15 protein-coding genes are annotated in these 17,344 nt (G+C 59.4%); 3 read left to right on the top strand and 12 right to left on the bottom strand.

Features of this window, described 5'->3' with window-relative positions; genetic code table 11:
- The coding region (locus tag Q4Q11_RS09410) for a hypothetical protein (protein ID WP_498569317.1) at nucleotides 1-581 on the top strand (581 nt) is incomplete at its 5' end.
- Nucleotides 582-719: 138 nt separating this feature from the next.
- Here Q4Q11_RS09410 and Q4Q11_RS09405 read toward each other — a convergent pair.
- The 10 genes from Q4Q11_RS09405 to Q4Q11_RS09360 all read right to left on the bottom strand — a co-directional run bounded on the left by Q4Q11_RS09405 (nucleotide 720) and on the right by Q4Q11_RS09360 (nucleotide 12,881).
- Nucleotides 720-1,046: an RcnB family protein gene (locus Q4Q11_RS09405; protein ID WP_112513103.1), complete on the bottom strand. Its 327-nt coding sequence runs from the start codon at nucleotides 1,044-1,046 to the stop codon at nucleotides 720-722.
- Between the two features lie 139 nt (nucleotides 1,047-1,185).
- Nucleotides 1,186-2,796 carry a glycoside hydrolase family 43 protein gene (locus tag Q4Q11_RS09400; protein ID WP_498569316.1) on the bottom strand — a complete coding sequence of 537 codons (1,611 nt, stop codon included), beginning with the start codon at nucleotides 2,794-2,796 and terminating at the stop codon, nucleotides 1,186-1,188.
- Between the two features lie 81 nt (nucleotides 2,797-2,877).
- A complete protein-coding gene (gene mgrA / locus Q4Q11_RS09395; RefSeq protein ID WP_498569315.1) occupies nucleotides 2,878-3,909 on the bottom strand; it encodes an L-glyceraldehyde 3-phosphate reductase in 1,032 nt (343 codons plus the stop codon).
- 70 nt (nucleotides 3,910-3,979) lie between these two features.
- Complete coding sequence (locus Q4Q11_RS09390; protein WP_498569314.1) at nucleotides 3,980-5,113, bottom strand: Gfo/Idh/MocA family protein; 1,134 nt, start codon at nucleotides 5,111-5,113, stop codon at nucleotides 3,980-3,982.
- Between the two features lie 11 nt (nucleotides 5,114-5,124).
- Nucleotides 5,125-5,886 carry a sugar phosphate isomerase/epimerase family protein gene (locus Q4Q11_RS09385; protein WP_113214844.1) on the bottom strand — a complete coding sequence of 254 codons (762 nt, stop codon included), beginning with the start codon at nucleotides 5,884-5,886 and terminating at the stop codon, nucleotides 5,125-5,127.
- 78 nt (nucleotides 5,887-5,964) lie between these two features.
- Nucleotides 5,965-8,442 carry a beta-mannosidase gene (locus Q4Q11_RS09380; protein WP_498569313.1) on the bottom strand — a complete coding sequence of 826 codons (2,478 nt, stop codon included), beginning with the start codon at nucleotides 8,440-8,442 and terminating at the stop codon, nucleotides 5,965-5,967.
- 57 nt (nucleotides 8,443-8,499) lie between these two features.
- On the bottom strand, nucleotides 8,500-9,591 hold the full coding sequence (locus Q4Q11_RS09375; RefSeq protein WP_112513097.1) for an ABC transporter ATP-binding protein: 1,092 nt from the start codon (nucleotides 9,589-9,591) through the stop codon (nucleotides 8,500-8,502).
- A 3-nt stretch (nucleotides 9,592-9,594) separates the two neighbouring features.
- Complete coding sequence (locus tag Q4Q11_RS09370) at nucleotides 9,595-10,536, bottom strand: carbohydrate ABC transporter permease (protein ID WP_113214841.1); 942 nt, start codon at nucleotides 10,534-10,536, stop codon at nucleotides 9,595-9,597.
- On the bottom strand, nucleotides 10,529-11,434 hold the full coding sequence (locus tag Q4Q11_RS09365) for a carbohydrate ABC transporter permease (RefSeq protein WP_112513095.1): 906 nt from the start codon (nucleotides 11,432-11,434) through the stop codon (nucleotides 10,529-10,531). The genes Q4Q11_RS09370 and Q4Q11_RS09365 overlap by 8 nt, the downstream gene beginning before the upstream one ends.
- Nucleotides 11,435-11,645: 211 nt before the next feature.
- Nucleotides 11,646-12,881: an ABC transporter substrate-binding protein gene (locus tag Q4Q11_RS09360; protein ID WP_112513094.1), complete on the bottom strand. Its 1,236-nt coding sequence runs from the start codon at nucleotides 12,879-12,881 to the stop codon at nucleotides 11,646-11,648.
- Between the two features lie 462 nt (nucleotides 12,882-13,343).
- Here Q4Q11_RS09360 and Q4Q11_RS09355 point away from each other — a divergent pair, with 462 nt between their 5' ends.
- The gene (locus Q4Q11_RS09355; protein WP_498569312.1) at nucleotides 13,344-14,375 is read left to right on the top strand and encodes a LacI family transcriptional regulator; all 1,032 of its coding nucleotides are present in this window, start codon (nucleotides 13,344-13,346) and stop codon (nucleotides 14,373-14,375) included.
- Nucleotides 14,376-14,538: 163 nt separating this feature from the next.
- On the opposite strand, the gene gnd is transcribed toward Q4Q11_RS09355, so the two are convergent.
- Nucleotides 14,539-15,966, bottom strand: coding sequence for an NADP-dependent phosphogluconate dehydrogenase (gnd, locus tag Q4Q11_RS09350; protein ID WP_112513140.1), 1,428 nt, complete (start codon nucleotides 15,964-15,966; stop codon nucleotides 14,539-14,541).
- Between the two features lie 293 nt (nucleotides 15,967-16,259).
- Here gnd and Q4Q11_RS09345 point away from each other — a divergent pair, with 293 nt between their 5' ends.
- Entirely contained in the window at nucleotides 16,260-16,658 is a 399-nt protein-coding gene (locus Q4Q11_RS09345) for an SRPBCC family protein (protein ID WP_498569311.1), read from the top strand.
- A 60-nt stretch (nucleotides 16,659-16,718) separates the two neighbouring features.
- On the opposite strand, the gene Q4Q11_RS09340 is transcribed toward Q4Q11_RS09345, so the two are convergent.
- The gene (locus Q4Q11_RS09340; protein ID WP_112513143.1) at nucleotides 16,719-17,333 is read right to left on the bottom strand and encodes an ABC-type transport auxiliary lipoprotein family protein; all 615 of its coding nucleotides are present in this window, start codon (nucleotides 17,331-17,333) and stop codon (nucleotides 16,719-16,721) included.
- Between the last annotated feature and the right edge of the window lie 11 nt (nucleotides 17,334-17,344).

Below are 17,344 nucleotides of genomic sequence, written 5' to 3'. Positions count from 1 at the left end.
AGATGTGTATAAGAGACAGGCGCGGCTCCATCGCCGCAGAACGCCCGGCGGCTCAGCCGCAGCGTCCGGCAGAAACGCCAGCTCCGGCCCGCCAGGAAACGGCAGGTGGCGGCTGGATCAGCGACCTGCTGCGCGGCGCTTCGCGCGACGAAAATACCGGTCCGCAGCCAGCCCGCCAGACGACGGCGAAAGCTCCGGCGGAACAGGCACCCGTTCCCGTCGCCCGCAACCCGCGTCATGTCGTCGAGTCGCTGAATTCGCTGTCAGTCGATATCGCCCGCGCAATCGATCACGACGCCTCCGTCGATCTGTGGCGCCGCTATCAGCGTGGCGAGCGGGATGTCTTCACCCGCCGTCTCTACACGCTGAAAGGTCAGCAGACTTTCGACGAGATCAAGCGCAAGTACGACCGCGAGCCGGAATTCCGAACCGCCGTCGATCGTTACATCGCCGATTTCGAAAAACTGCTCGCCGACGTTGCCCGCACCGATCGCGACCGCACCGTCACGCAATCCTATCTCACCTCGGATACCGGCAAGGTCTACACCATGCTGGCACATGCGGCAGGCCGCCTGAGCTGAGATCGAGAAAAGACGAAATGCTGAAATCCCCGGCCAAAATGCCGGGGATTTCTTTTTGGCGCTCCGCACGTCAGACAGAATGAAAATGAACGGTCCCGAATGCCGTCCTTGGCTCGTTTGGCGATGATCGCATCCGAACTATCGGGCTTCGCGCACCTTCGAGATCAGGCCGCTCGTAATGCCGACAAGCAGGAAATTGTTGTTGATGCGGACCCAATGATAGCCACTCGGAGGTGTGGATAGCCGGTAGGCGCGATAGTCTATCTCCGCCGCCCGCCGCCGGTCGGAAGGCGACAGACGGCGCCCTTTCACCCAGCCGCCCTTGCGGACGACCACCCTCTTCTTCACCGTCTCCTTCGGAACGACAACTTGCTTGCCGGCTGGCGCTGGCTTGACTTGCGCTGCCGCAGCCAGGGGCAATGCCAAGACGGACGCCGCCAGAAGGACGGCGAAGATTTTTCTCATTGGTTGTTTCCTCATTTCAGAATCTGCGCGCGAACGTATCGTGCCAGACATGAAACGAATCTGACAGTCGAATTACAATTCCGTAATGGAGGGGATGGGCGGCAGTCTTTACAGAGCATTGCCGCCAGCCATCGGAACCTCATAGTTCGTCGTAGTTGAACCAGTCGAAATCCGCCGTCTTTGCCCTGCCCGACGTGTCGAAGGCGAACATGCCCACGAAAGCACCGGTGAAGGAGCCGTGCTCGCCGCGCCCGCCCTCATCCGAGATGACGCCCGCATCGAGCACCGGCCCAATCGCCTCCCATGAGCCCATGCCTTCGGCCTGCCAGAAGAACTGCAGATCGTTGTCACGCACTTCAATGGCAAGCTGGATCCGTCCCGCCGGCACGGCAACACCGCCTTCGATCGGAAAGCTCAGGCGGCCATTCGGATAGTCTCCCGGGCACGTCATGATGGTGACGCAGCGACCGAGCTTCTCATGCAGGGTCACCGCAATGGCATGCAGTTTGAAGCGATTGTAGTAATGCGTCAGGCCCGCGACCTGCTGATAGGTGTCCGGCTGGAAATCGACGACCGTTTCTGCGCGGAAACTGTGATGCTCCTGACGGCGGGCGACGAGCGCTTGCTCGAACCAGGAACCGAGGCTCTCCCGGGCGAAAAGCCGCAAATGGCCGGGGCGATCCGTTACGCTGAAGATGCGTTCCGGCTGCGGTGTGCGCAGCCATTGGAAATCCATCGGTAATTCGTGCTCATCGAAATTATAGCCGCTGCGGCGCGGCTTCTCGATAGGCTGGGCACCATTTAGGCCAGCAACGTCAACATCGGGAACACCGGTGCCGTTTTCGAGATAAAGCCAGCCATCCTCTTTCCACACGCATTTCTGCAGAGCCGTTTCGCGGCCGAGCGTGCAGCGGCGATGCGGCGGCAGAGGACGCCCGCAAAGATGCGTATGGTAGAATTGCCCGTCATGGGTTTCCACATACTGGCCATGGCCCGCACGTTGCAGTGCCGCTTCCGGATGATCCTTCGAGGTGATCAGGTGCTTGTTCGGATGCAGTTCGTATGGCCCGGCAATGTCGCGGGATCGCGCCATGGTCACGGCGTGATCGTAACCGGTACCGCCTTCGGCCGTGGTCAGATAGTACCAGCCGCTGCGCTTGAAGAGATGCGGTCCTTCGACAAGCCCCAGTTCCGTGCCGGCAAAGATGTTCCTGATGGGTCCTTTCAACGATTTCGTCGCCGGATCCCATTCCTGCAGCAGGATGCCGTCGAAAGCCGGCGTTTTCGGCGAGCCGCCATAGCTCTCCGTGCGATGGTTCCACTGCATGTTGACGAACCATTTGCGCCCGTCATCGTCGTGGAACAGAGACGGGTCGAAACCGGAGGAATTGACATAGGCAGGCTCGGACCATTCGCCTTCGATGGTCGGCGAGGTCACGATGTAATTATGCGCGTCCTTGAAGTTGCCGTCGTAGCGCTTGACGTCGGTATAGACGAGCCAGAACAGCCCGTCCGCATAGGAGAGGCAGGGCGCCCAGATGCCGCAGCTGTCGGGTTCGCCGCGCATATCGAGCTGAGACGCACGCCCCAGCGGCCGCCTGACGAGCGTCCAGTTCACCAGATCTCGTGAATGATGGATCTGAACGCCCGGATACCATTCGAAAGTCGAGGTGGCGATATAATAGTCCTCGCCGACACGGCAGATGGACGGATCGGGATTGAAACCCGGCAGGATCGGATTACGGATCATGAAACTCCCTCCTCCAGAGAACACGATGAGCGGCAATGTAAGTAAAACGCCCGGAAACCGGTTCCGGGCGCCTTAAGGTCGTCAATCGCGTTCCGCGGATTTGGCCCAGAGGTTGATGTCGGCCTCTTTGGCATAGACATCGATCTGCTTCAGTTCTTCGGCGGTGAATTCGAGATTGTCGAGCGCCTTGACGCAATCGACAATCTGCGACGAACGGCTGGCGCCGATCAGGGCCGAGGTGATGCGGCCGCCGCGCAGCACCCAGGCGATCGCCATCTGCGCAAGCGTCTGGCCGCGCTTTTCGGCAATCTCGTTGAGCTTTCTGATATTGTCGATGATCGACGGGCGGATGAAGTCGCGCTTCAGGAAGTGATTCTGCGCCGCGCGGCTGTCTTCCGGAATGCCGCCAAGGTATTTGGTCGAGAGCATGCCCTGAGCCAACGGCGAGAAGACGATAGAGCCAATGCCGAGATCTTCGAGCGTATCCACCAGACCATCATCCTCGACCCAGCGGTTGAGCATGGAATAGCTCGGCTGATGGATCAGGCATGGCGTGCCGAGGTCCTTGAGGATGGCGGCCGCCTCACGCGTACGCTGTGAGTTGTAGGAGGAAATGCCGACATAGAGCGCCCTGCCTGAACGAACGATATGGTCGAGCGCGCCGCAAGTCTCCTCAAGCGGCATATCAGGGTCGAAGCGGTGGGAGTAGAAGATGTCGACATAGTCGAGGCCCATGCGCTTCAGACTCTGGTCGCAGGAGGCGATCAGATATTTGCGGCTGCCCCATTCGCCATAAGGACCGGGCCACATGTCGTAACCTGCCTTGGAGGAGATGATGAGCTCGTCGCGCAGGCCGGCGAAGTCCGTGCGCAGGATCTCGCCGAACGCGGTCTCGGCGCTGCCCGGAGGCGGCCCGTAATTGTTGGCGAGGTCGAAATGGGTAATGCCGAGATCGAAGGCCGTGCGGCACATGTCGATCTTGCGGTCATGCGGCGTATCGCCGCCGAAATTGTGCCAGAGCCCCAACGAGACCGCCGGCAGCTTCAGACCGGAACGGCCGGTCCTGTTGTACTTCATTTTTGAATAGCGATCGGATGCCGGTTGCCAGGCCATGGTGGAATTCCTTCGAGATGAAAAAGCGCGCGGGGTTGGTCACCCGCGCGCAAACTAGCTCTTCCTGCGCTTACTTCAAGAGTGCCTGCGCCTCTTCGATGCCGAGGGCCGCCGGCTGCGTGCAGGTCGTGGTCAGATCGATGAAACGCCCCTCCTCGCCCGACTTCAGGATCGAGGTCATGACATCGACGCCGTGCAGGGTGCGGTCGAGCGAGCAACGGGCATCGCGTCCGTCGATCAGCGATGCTACCATGTCGGCAAGGCCGGCCGTACGGTAGTTGGCGCGCGAACCGTTCGGGCTTTCCTGATTGACGATGCCAAAAGGATGCGCCCAGTTTTCCAGCGGCTTGATATCCTTGTCGCGGCCGCTTGCCTCGACGGTGCCGCCGAAGAAGTTGGGATCGGGCACGTAGAGCGAACCCTCGGTGCCGTAGAGCTCCATATTGGCATGGCGGTGCGACCAGACATCCCAGCTCGCCGTCAGCGTGATCCGGGCGCCGCTGACGAATTCGAGCAGAGCCTGGATCGTCGTCGGCGTCTTGACCGGAATGATCTCGCCATTGCGCGGCTGGCTGGTGATCGTACGGGTCGGCGACGCCATGGAGGTCATGGCACCGACACGCTTCACCGGGCCGATCAGGTTGATCAGATTGGCGACGTAATAAGGGCCGAGATCGAGGATCGGGCCGCCGCCGGGCAGGAAGAAGAAGTCCGGGTTCGGATGCCACATTTCCATGCCGGGGCTCATCACATGGCAAGAGCCGGAAGTGATGCGGCCGATACCGCCGTCATCGATGAATTTGCGGGCCAGCTGATGTGCGCCGCCGAGGAAAGTGTCCGGAGCGCAGCCGACGGCCAGCCCCTTTTCCTTGGCGATGCGGCGCAGCTCTTCGCCCTGCTCCAGCGTCAGCACGAGCGGTTTTTCGGAGTAGACGTGCTTGCCGGCTTCGAGAATGCGCTTGGAAACCGGGAAATGCGCATCCGGAATAGTCAGGTTGACGACGACATCGAGCTCGTCATTGGCGAGCAGCTCGTCGATGGTCTGAGCCTTGACCCTGTATTCCTCAGCGCGTGCCCGCGCCGCATCCATGTTGATATCCGCGCAGGCCAGCACCTTCAGACCCCTGAAGAGCGGTGCGAGCGAGAAGTAGGTCGTTGAGATGTTGCCGCATCCGATGATGCCGACGCCAAGTTCCTTAGTCATGTGGAAGTGCCTCAAAAGCTCTTGAAGGATGCGATGGAGCGCGTGATCAGGCGATCGACATCGCTCGGATTGTCATGCTCGACGACGAAATGCTTGGCCTTGGTGCTGGCGAGCGCCTTGAGCAGCCTTGCCCACGGAACCGTGCCGTGACCGACATCGGCCCAGCCATCCTCGTTCTTGTTCTCGCCAGCCGGTGCAATGTCCTTGACGTGAACGGATGTGATACGCGGACCGAGCTTTTCGATCCAGGCGAAGGGATCGCCGCCGCCGCGGATGACCCAGGCGATATCGGCTTCCCAGGAAATATCCGGCGCGCCTTCGAATATCTGCTCGATCGGCAGCGAGCCGTCCGCCTGCTTGACGAATTCGAAGTCGTGATTGTGCCAGCCGAATTCGAAGCCCGCGTCCTTGTAAGGCTTGCTCATTTCATGCAGGCGTTTGCCGAAAGTACGCCAGCCTGCTGCGTCGGTGGGGCGCTGGTCGGCAGCAATGTGCGGAGCGTAGATCGAATCCATGCCGAGGGTCTTGGCGATGGTAAGCGACTTCTGCACTTCGCCGTCGAGAAAATCCGGGCTGAAATGGCCGCTTGCCATCCGCAGGCCGTTCTTGTCGAGTTCAGCGCGCAGGTTCTTGAGACCGGCCTCATCCAGATCGGCATAGATGCCGCCAAAACCTTCCACTTCGGCATAACCGGCCTTGCCGAGCTTTACGAAGATCTCCGAATAGGGCTGGAAATTGCGGGCGCTATAAAGCTGAAATCCAAGTTTCGTCATAGATACTCCTCCAATGGCCTTCGGGCCGTCTGTCTTGGGCTTGTGGCCCCGAAAACGCCGTCTTAACGGCGCGATAACTCAATCCGCCGACTGGCTGGCCACCGACTGGCTGGATTGTAAATCGTAGATGCGGAAGTCCGGCACGCCACTTGCGAGCGGCTTGGCGGGCGTAAAGACGATGCGGCGGCTCTCGCCGGCGGCAAGATCGAAGGCGTTGTCGGAATAGCGTCCCTCCGCATCGCTCTCGATCATCACGAACAGCGCAAGTCCCTTTGCGGTGACGGTGAGTTCCACCGTCCCGTTTTCCTCCCTCTCCTCGCTCAGCAACGTCAAGCCGGCAGGCTGAAGCTCGAGCGCCTTGTAGGTGCCGTGGACATAGTGCCCCTCGCCGCCCATTCCATTCGATGCGGTGAAACGCCACGCCAGCAGGCAGTCGGCCGGCACCTGATCCGCATCGATCGACAATGCCGTAACGGCCGCATCCGGCGTACAGACGGCATGCGCCGTCGCCAGCGGCACGCGCTCGCCATCGAGCTTGAGCAGCGACACCGAAATATCGACCACCACGTCGGCATTGGTATCGTTGACCAGAGAGAAGCGGATCGTCTTGTTGTCTTCCGAGGGAATTGCCGCGACGGACACGGGCTGGAAGAAGCGGCGCACCAGATAGTGCATCACCTTCCATCGGCCGCCGTAATCCAGGCTGGACCAGGAGGCCACCGGCCAGGTGTCATTCAGCTGCCAATAGATGGTGCCCATGCAATGCGGCTTCAGCGACCGCCAATATTCCACGGCCGTCTTGATCGCGAGGCCCTGCTGAACCTGGCTCAGATAGACGAAATTCGGAAAATCCTTCGGGAAGCGGAAGTAGCGGAACATCGTGCCGGCGATACGCTCGTTGCCGCCGGCATTCTTCTGGTGCAGTTCCATGACCGGGGAAGCGATATTCATATCCTTCGCCTCAGCATAGGTCTTGATGACGGGCAGCGAGGTATAGGACTGGAAGCCGAATTCCGAGCAGAAGCGTGGGCGCACGGTCCGATAATTGTCGAAAGACTTGTTCTCGTGCCAGACCGACCAGTAATGCATGTCGCCGGAGCCATCGGCGTGCCAGGCGTCGCCGAAATTGAGATAACCCGAAGCCGGGCTCGACGGCCACCAGATTGCATCCGGCAACGCCTTCTTCATCGCCGTCTCGATGGTCCTGTTCAGGCGGTCGTAGGAGACGAGATAGCGATCCCGATCTTTGCGGGACTCCTCGAACCAGGTGAGAGCGCCAACCAGCTCATTGTCACCGCACCAGAGAACGATCGAGGGATGTGTCGCAAGCCGGCGCACCTGATAGCCCACCTCGGCCTCGACATTCTCCAAGAAGTCGTTCGTCGACGGATAGAGATTGCAGGCGAACATGAAGTCCTGCCACACCATCAGCCCCAGGCGGTCGCAGGTGTCGTAGAACCAGTCATGCTCATAGAAGCCGCCGCCCCAGACGCGGATCGCATTCATATTGGCATCGACCGCGGACTGCAGCAGATTCTCGGTCGCAGCCGGGTTGGAGCGGGAAAATAGTGCATCGGCCGGAATCCAGTTGGCCCCACGGGCAAAGATCTCGCAGCCGTTGATTTTCAAGGCAAAACGACTGCCCGCTTCATCCTCGGTGGTGATCAGCTCGATCGTGCGCAGCCCGATCTGCCGCATGACGGTTTCGAAATTGGTTTCCACGGACAAGGCATAAAGCACCTGTTCGCCATTGCCGGCCGGCCACCAGAGCCTGGGCTTGTCGATATGGAAGAAATGGGTGATCGACGTTTCGCCGGCATTGACGCCGACGTCGAGGCGCACCCGCTCATCATCGAGCGAAAAGTAGAGCTGCGCAATCCCCGTCCCCTTGGCAAACAGCGCTACCGTCACCTTGAGGTCGACCGAGCCGTCGTCATTATGAATCTGCTGCGTGACGACATTTTCGATGCGTGCGATCTCGAGCTTCTTCAGCGCGATGGTGCCATAAAGGCCGAGCGGCGCGATCGCGATGTTCCAGTCCCAGCCGAAATGGCATTGCGGCTTGCGCAGCATGTTGCCGTTCGGGATCGGCGAATTGCCGGTGCTGTAGGGAATGTAGAAAGGCTGTTGCGCCTGCAGGGCGGCACCGGCCGCAATGCTCGAGTGCAGGACGATGCGAATGATATTTTCGCCCGTCTTCAGCGCTTTGGAAACATCCGGGCGATAGCGCTGGAAGCAGTTGTTGGCCTCCAGCACGAGCGCGTCGTTGACATAGACGCTGGCGATCGTGTCGAGATAGTCGATGTCAAGATACCAGTCCCCATCGGCGTCATCGAGCGTAAAACTGCGCGTCAATTCCCAGTCCTGCTTGGCGACCCACTGCACGACGTCTTCGTTGCGAGCGAAATAGGGATCGGGAATAAGCCTCTCTGCATGGAGGGCCGAGTGGACATCGCCGGGTAGAGATATGGAAAGTGAGTGGTCGCTGTCGGGAGACGTCAGTCTCCACGACCCGGCCAGATTGACGGTGAAGTTATCATTAAGCGAAGACGACATCGGACCTCCCCGGACCGCTGTAAGGTGGAGGCGGTCGGACCGCCTCCGGGCATGAGATCATATTCTGAGTTCTGTCTGGGCATCAAAGAGCGATGCGAGAGACATGTCAAAACCGAGTTTCACTGCCGAACCGGGGCCAAAGCGCCTGGCGCCGTTGACACGAACCGACATGGTATGGCCGGCATGCTTGAGCCAGAGCAGATTGTCGGCGCCCATCGGCTCCTCGATATCGACGGTAGCATTGTGAATTTCCCCGCCGGACGCCCCCTCTTCGTTGACCTTGATGTGCTCCGGACGGACGCCCAGCACAACTTTGCGGCCCGCTTGAAGAACCTCGCCGGCCTTGTAGCCATCGAGAGAAAACAGCACGTCGTTGGTTGCGAACACGACCTTGCCTTCACGGTTCACCAGCTCGCCCTTGAGGAAGTTCATCGACGGCGATCCGATGAAGCCGGCAACGAAAAGATTGCGCGGTTCATTATAGATCGTCGTGGGATCGTCGAGCTGCATGATGACGCCGTTCTTCATGATCGCGATGCGGTCGGCGAGCGTCAGCGCTTCGATCTGGTCGTGGGTGACGTAGATCATGGTGTTTTTCAGCGACTGGTGCAGCCGCTTGATTTCCACGCGCAGCTCCGAGCGCAGCTTGGCATCGAGGTTCGACAGCGGCTCGTCGAAGAGGAAGACATCGACATCGCGCACCAAGGCGCGGCCGATCGCGACGCGCTGGCGCTGGCCGCCCGAAAGCTCGGCCGGCTTGCGCTTCAGCAGCGGCTGGATCTGCAGGATCTCGGCGGCACGCGCGATACGCTTATCGATCTCCGCCTGCGGCACCTTGGCAACGCGCAGGCCGAAGGACAGGTTCTTCTCGACCGTCATCTGCGGATAGAGGGCATAGGACTGGAACACCATGCCGATGCCGCGATCCTTGGGCTCTTCCCAGGTGACGTTCTTGTTCTTGATGAATATCTGGCCTTCTGTGATGTCGAGCAGGCCGGCAATGCAATTGAGCAAGGTCGACTTGCCACAGCCCGACGAACCGAGAAGCACCAGGAATTCGCCGTCATTGATCTCGAGATTGAGGTTCTTCAGAACGGTGACCGCGCCGAAATCGAGGGACAGGTCTTTGATGGAAACGCTGCTGTTCATGGATCACCCCTTCACTGCGCCGGCGGCGATGCCCCGAACGAAAAGCCGTCCGGAGACGAAATAGACGATAAGTGGAACAAGGCCCGTAAGGATCGTTGCCGCCATGTTGACGTTGTATTCCTTCACGCCCTGGACGGAATTGACGATATTATTGAGCTGGACGGTCATCGGATAATATTCCGGCCTGGTGAAAACGACGCCGAACAGGAAGTCGTTCCATATACCCGTGATCTGCAGGATCATGGCGACGACGAAGATCGGCAGCGACATGGGCAGCATAATGCGCAGGAAAATCTGCCAGAAGCCGGCGCCGTCGATGCGCGCAGCCTTGAAGAGCTCCACGGGCAGCGATGCGAAATAATTGCGGAACAGCAAGGTCAGGATCGGCATGCCGAAGATGCTGTGCACCAGGATAAGTCCGCTGAGCGTGCCGTAGATACCGATTTCGCGCAGCACGATGACGATCGGATAGATCATTACCTGATAGGGGATGAACGCGCCGATGATGAGGATCGAGAAGAAGAAATCCGCGCCCTTGAACCGCCAGTTGGCGAGCGCATAGCCATTGACCGAAGCAATCGCGATCGAGAGGATCGTGGACGGCACGGTGATGCGCACGGAATTCCAGAAGCCGCGGGAGAGACCGTCACAATTGAGACCGGTGCAAGCCGTTGCCCAGGCCTTCACCCATGGTTCGAACGTGATCTCGAGCGGCGGCGAGAAGATGTTGCCAAGCCGGATTTCCGGCATTCCCTTCAGCGAAGTGACAATCATCACGTACAGCGGCAACAGATAATAGGCCGCGGCAACGAAGAGCGTGCCGTAAAGCATGATGTTGCGGCCCGAAATCACCCGGCGCGGCTTGCGGCCGCTCGGTCCGGAGAGCGTCTTGTCCGTCGAGGCCGCACCGCCGTTCGCATTCTTGAGAGTAATAGTATCAGACACGTTTGCGCCCTCCGCCGAATTCCAGGTAAGCCCAAGGGATGACGACGATCGCGACGGTCACCAGCATCATGGTGGAAGCTGCAAATCCCTGACCGAGGTTCTGCGCCTGGAACATGTAATCGTAGACGTATTTCGCCGGGACTTCCGAAGCGATGCCGGGTCCGCCGCTCGTCTGCGCGACGACGAGATCGTAGACCTTGACGATACCGCTGGCGATGATGACCAGAGTTGTAATGAAGACCGGGCGCATCATCGGAATGACGACGAACAGATAGGTCTTCCACATGGGTATCCCGTCCACCCGCGCTGCCTTCCAGATGTCTTCATCGATGCCGCGAAGGCCGGCGAGCATCAAGCACATCACGAGGCCCGTCCCCTGCCAGAGCGCGGCGATCAGCACGCCATAAATGACGATGCTTGGCGTATAGAGCGGATCGAAAGCGAAGGTCGTCCAACCCAGCGAACGCACCACGGACTGGATACCGAATTCGGGATTGAGCAACCACTGCCAGACGAGGCCGGTGACGATGAAAGAGAGGGCGAAAGGATAGAGGAAAATCGTGCGGAACGTATTTTCGAACCGGATCTTCTGGTCCATCAGCGCAGCCAGCACAAAGCCGATGACGAGACTGAAGATCATGGAAAGAATGCCGTAAACGGCAAGGTTTTCGATGGACACGACCCAGCGCGGCGCTGCCCACAAACGATGGTATTGGTCCAGTCCGACGAAGCTGAGACGTGGCAGCAGCTTTGAATTGGTGAAGGAATACACCACGGTCCAGATTGTGCCGCCAAGGAAGATGACGACGGCCGTCAGGATCATTGGAATGGATGCAATCTTCGAATTCAGATTGCGCAGAAATTGATTTGGCCGGCCGGCTTTCGCGTGACCCGTCATTGTAGCTCCTTCTGAAGCGCAATTGCTTCGATGATCAGACCCGGGTCGTGGCCCGGCGCCTGTCGCTCCCTCCTCATTGGCGGCCGACCGTCACATCCCTGTGGATCCGCCACCTGAGAGGCGCCGTAGCTGGCCGGATCACGGAACGTGTCCCGGCCAAGATACCGACCCGCAACGCCGGGCCGGTATCACTGCGGCGAGAAGACAGAGATCATTCGGCAGCAGCGATGATCTCTACGAAGCGCTTCTGAGCCGCTTCCGGCGTCATCGACGGATTGGCGAAGAACTCGGAGAACAGATCTTCCTTCTGCTTCTGCGTATCCGCAGAAAGAAGCTGATCCGTACCCTGGATCACGTTACCTTTTTTCAGGATTTCGAGACCCTTCTTCATGCAATCGTTTGCGGAGGCGAGATCCACGTCACCGCGCACGGGCAGCGAGCCCTTCTTCAGGTTGAAGGCAACCTGCGTCTTCGGATCGAGGAGCGTCTTGGCAAGAGCTTCCTGAGCCTTTGACTTGGCCTCATCCTTCAGCAGCGGGAAGTAGAACGCGTCACCGCCTGTCGAGATGATTTCGTTGACGCCGAGACCCGGAAGGCAAGTGTAGTCCGTGCCGGCCTTCTGGCCGGCCAAGGCGAACTCGCCCTGCGCCCAATCGCCCATGATCTGACCACCGGCCTTGCCGGTGATGACCAAGTTCGTGGCCTGGTTCCAGTCCTGAACGTTAGAGCCCTTGGACATCTTGCGGGCGTCATCGGCAGCCTTGAAGACCTTGGCGATTTCCGGGCCAGCCGCTACCTTGGCATCTCTTTCGCCGAATACCTTCTGGTAGGTATCCTTACCGGCGATGGCGACCATCAGCACGTCGAACGCGCCGGTCGCCTGCCAGGGCTGGCCGCCAACGGCAAGCGGAACGATGCCGGCCTTCTCCAGCGCGGGCGCGGCGGCGACGAACTCGTCCCAGTTCTTCGGAACCGGAACGCCGGCCTTCTTGAAGGCGGCATTCGAAAGCCAGAGCCACTGCCAGGAATGGATGTTGACCGGTGCGCAGTAGATCTTGCCGTTGATCGTGCAGGAATCGAGCAAGCTGGACGGACGAACGATGTCCTTCCAGTGTTCCCGCGTCGCGACATCGGTCAGGTCGCGCATGAGGCCCGCCTGCACCAGTTCTTCGGCCTGACGGCCGTGATTGAACTGGGTGGCGCCCATCGGATCACCGCCGGTGATGCGGCTGATCATGATCGGACGTGCAGTACCTCCCGAGCCGGCAATCGCGCCATCGACCCAATGATTGCCTGTGGCGTCGAAAGCCTTTGCCAACTCGGCCACGGCGGCCGCTTCGCCGCCCGAAGTCCACCAATGGGTTACCTCCAGGTCGGTCGCCTTGGCCGCACCAAGCGGCAACACGACGGAAGCAGCCAGCGCAGCAGCCATTAAACGAATATTCATGAAGTTCTCCTCCCTCACTGAAACGTTGCCGGAAAAACGTAGTCGAATCATTTTCGCTGCGCAACCGCCAACTCGAGATTTTTTCGACAATGAGCAATTATGCAACCTATGGCTAAATTCCCGCGTGAGAAATCGAGCTGCCGGCACTGGCTTTTCAACAGGCATGCTAAAATACATATCAATTTAAATATTTGATTATAAACAATATAATTGTGAAAATGCATAGTCACTTCCTCTGATGCCGTTCCATGGACGGAAAACCAGATGCCGGCGGCTCCGAATACAACCCTTGGAAATTCCGTCGAGGGACGCATCTAAAATAGTGCTCGACATTCGCACTGTATCGTTACAGTTTCTATTCAAAGCGAGGAGACGCCGCGTTTCGCCCGCGCTTGCGATGCAGGCGTGAGTGACATAAGCGGATTGGCTGCAGGAGGCGGCCGGGAGGCGGGCTTGAACGGAATGGACAATAAGAAGACTTCAGGGGGCGGAACACCATCCAAACCCGAACGGCCAACACTGAAGACGATCGCCTTCATGACGGGGCTCGGAATTACTACCATTTCACGCGCGCTCAAGGACGCTCCCGATATCGGCGCCGAGACGAAGGAACGGGTGCGCATGGTCGCCCGTCAACTGGGCTATCAGCCGAACCGGGCGGGCGTGCGCCTCAGAACCGGCAAAACCAATGTCATCGCGCTGGTGCTGAGCATCGACGAAGAAATCATGGGCTTTACCAGTCACATCGTCTTCGGCATCTCCGAGGTCCTGGCCGGTACGCAATATCACCTGGTCATCACGCCGCATTCGCACAGCAAGGACCCGCTGGTACCGGTGCGTTATATCCTCGACACGGGCTCCGCCGATGGTGTCATCATATCGCGAACGGAGCCGGACGATCCGCGCGTCGAACTCATGCATGATCGCAACATGCCTTTCGCCACGCACGGGCGGACGGATATGGGTATCATCCACCCCTTCCACGACTTCGACAACGAAGCCTTCGCGCACGAGGCCGTCCGTGCGCTGGTCGCCAGAGGGCGGCGGCGTCTGGCCCTGCTGCAGCCATCGAGCAAGCTCACATACTACTCCCATACCCGCATCGGCTTTCAGACGGGCCTGCATCAATATGGTGCCGAGGAGATCCCGCTCAGGATAACCACCGATAACGCGCTCGCCGACATCAAGGACGCGACCGAAGCCCTGATGCGCTCTCCGCATGCGCCCGACGGGATCATCTGCTCCAGCAGCGGCGGCGCCATCGCCGTCAATGCCGGCATCGAAGCGGCGGGCTTCCGTCTCGGCCGCGACATCGACATGGTCGCCAAGCAATCGGCCGATGTCCTGAGCTGGATCAGGCCCGAGATCATCACGGTGTCGGAAGATTTCCGCCATGCCGGCCGGGAACTCGCCAAGGCTGTTATCGCCCGCATTGACGGGGTGGAGCCTGAACTGCTGCAAAGCATCAGCCCACCCGTCTGGCCGAAGATTTAGAACAATTCCAGGAAAAATGCGAAGCGGTTTTCCATCCGGAATTGGGCAAAACAAAAGAATAGAGCGTTTTCGCGATTCGAAGAAAAGCGCAAAGCTCTGACAACGAAAAGGCCCGCCGGATTTCTCCGGCGGGCCTTTTTCACGATCGCATTTGATTGTTTTCTCAGCCCTGCGCGCCGCTGCCCCAAGGACCGTGATGGATATCCTTGCCATCGACGCGGTCGAAACCGTGCGCGCCGAAAAAGTCGCGCTGCGCCTGGATGAGGTTGGCTGTGCCGCGAGCCTGGCGATAAGCGTCGAAATAGGTCAGCGCCGAAGCAAGGGCCGGAACCGGAAGACCGGCAGCGGTCGCAGCCGATACGATGCGGCGCAGCGACGGGATCGATTCCTTGACCATCTCCGCAAAAGCCGGCGTGACGATCAGGTTCGCCGCATCCGGGGTCTTGGTGAAGGCGCTGGTGATCTCGTCGAGGAACTGCGAGCGGATAATGCAGCCGGCACGCCATATCTTGGCGATAACGGGCATCGGCAGCGACCAGTTGAACTCCTTCGAGGCCTCGGCCATGACGGCGAAGCCTTGCGCATAGGCACCGATCTTGGCGGCGAACAGTGCAAGCTCGAGATCCTTCAGGAGCTCGGAACCGAAAGCGATCGGGAACTTATAATCAGGCGCGCCGAAGATCTTTTCGGCGGCCTCGCGCTGGCCCTTGATGGCCGAGAGGCTGCGGGCGGCAACCGCAGCTTCGATGGCGGTCGCCGGAATGCCCATATTCTGGGCTTCGATAACAGACCATTTGCCGGTACCCTTCTGGCCGGCTTTATCGAGGATGACATCCGGCATGGCGCCGCCGGTCGCCGGATCCTTGGCGGCAAGAACCTTTTCGGTGATCTCGATCAGATAGGAGTTCAGGCGGCCCTTGTTCCACCCGCCGAAGATCGAACTGATATCGGCGGCGCTCTTGCCGAGGCCGTCGCGCAAAATGCCGTAGATTTCGGCGATCATCTGCATGTCGGCATATTCGATGCCGTTATGGATCGTCTTGACGAAATGTCCTGCCCCGTCGTTGCCGAGCCAGGCAACGCAGGGATCGTCATTGTACTTGGCCGCAATCGAGGTCAACACCTTCTCGACACGCTTGTAGGAGTCTTCCGTGCCGCCGACCATGATGGACGGGCCGTGACGCGCACCTTCCTCGCCACCGGAAACACCCATGCCGATAAAGGTCAGGCCGGTGTCCTTGAGGCGGTCGAAACGGGCGATCGTGTCGCGGAAATTGGCATTGCCGGCGTCGATCATGATGTCGCCCTTGTCGAGATGCGGCTGCAAGGCCGCCATCTGCTGGTCGACCGGCTCGCCGGCCTTGATCATGATGATGATCGGCCGCGGCGGACGGATCGCTTCGACGAACTCCTCGATCGTCTTGCAAGGAATGATCTTGTCCTTGAGCGCGCCCGCATTCGCATAAAATTCATCCGTTACCTGCGGCGTACGGTTGAAAACTGCAATCTTGTTGCCTTTTTCAGCAATGTTGAGCGCCAGATTCGATCCCATTACCGCGAGACCGATCAGCCCGATTTCTGCCTTTTCCACGACAATCCTCCAATGAGTCGTTGACTGCGTCCGGCCTACCCGGAAAATCCGGAGGCGCAGCAACATCCGATGTGACGCAATACCACCGGCGCCCTGCGCGACCGGCGACAGCCCTGCGTTGGGGCTGTTGTTGCACTCCGGACGGAAAACGGCAAGCCTGCGAAAGGCGTGAATCGTTCCCTTTGCAGGACTGTGCAAAAATGTTGCGGGATTCGTGTTTCACCCATTTCCGCACCAGCGCTTGCTGCGCCGAACGCAACCCCATCGCTGATGATATAGAGGAGGAAACCACCATGTCGACCATGAGCGCGAAAATCGTGCACATCTCCATCGACCGTAGCTGGACGGACGTCTACAACTACGCCAGTCGCCCGGAAAACATGCCGTTCTGGGCTTCCGGCCTGGCATCCGGACTGACGCAGGATGGGGATGACTGGATCGCAGAAGGTGCACTCGGCGCCGCCCGCGTGCGTTTCGCACCGCGAAACGACTTCGGCGTCATCGATCATCTGGTGACCCTGGAAACCGGCATGCAGGTTCATAATTCCCTGAGGATTGTGCCGAATGGCGACGGATGCGAGGTCATGTTCACCCTGCTCCGGCTTCCGGGCATGACCGAGGAGCAATTCGCAGCCGATGCCGCACATATCATGCGGGATCTGAAGACATTGAAAGAGCTCATGGAGCGTTAAGGCGTGCCACTCAAAGCGCAAGAAGCGAATCCGAAAGATCGGAATGCACTTTAAGCGTCTTTACAGCGAGCGCAGCGTCCAGTCGACGAGTTCGCTGGTGACACCGGCAAACGCCGTATCGAGCGCCCGAACGAAATCGGGATTGCTGCCGCCGCTGACGGGCACGACTTTGCGGAAGATGTTCTGCGCCCTCACCGTACCCGTGCGGTCGTTCAGGATCTTTTCCGAAATCTCGACCGTCGCCGTCTTCTGGCCGCCGGAGGCATTGATCTCGAAGGAGCGGATGTCGGTCACGATCTGATAGTCGATCGCAAGCCCTTGGCCTGGCACACCGACGCCGCCAAGCTTGCCGGTATTCTCGAAAGCCTCGACAAGTTTCGACTGCACCATCTTGCTCAGCTTGTCGCTCCATTGCGACTTGCCGAGATACTGGATTGCCGAAGGGGAGACGCGGATGACGATCTGGTTGCTGTCAAGCGCCTGCAGAGCGGTCGGCGGCGGGATGAGGATCTGCCGGTTCTTGGCAGACGGCCCATTCGCCTTCACCGACGCGGAAAGATCGTAGGTATCTTTGTTGGCGGAGGTTCCGCAACTTCCGAGCAAGGCTGCCAATAAAGGCAATGCGATCACAGCTTTCCACATCTGATGACGCTCACTCGACACGCAATCGACCATATTCCGCTTGT

It is taken from the genome of Rhizobium sp. UFLA01-1127 (assembly GCF_059803845.1).
The sequence above is the reverse complement of the archived record's forward strand: the minus strand, read 5'-3'. Positions and strand labels throughout refer to the sequence as shown.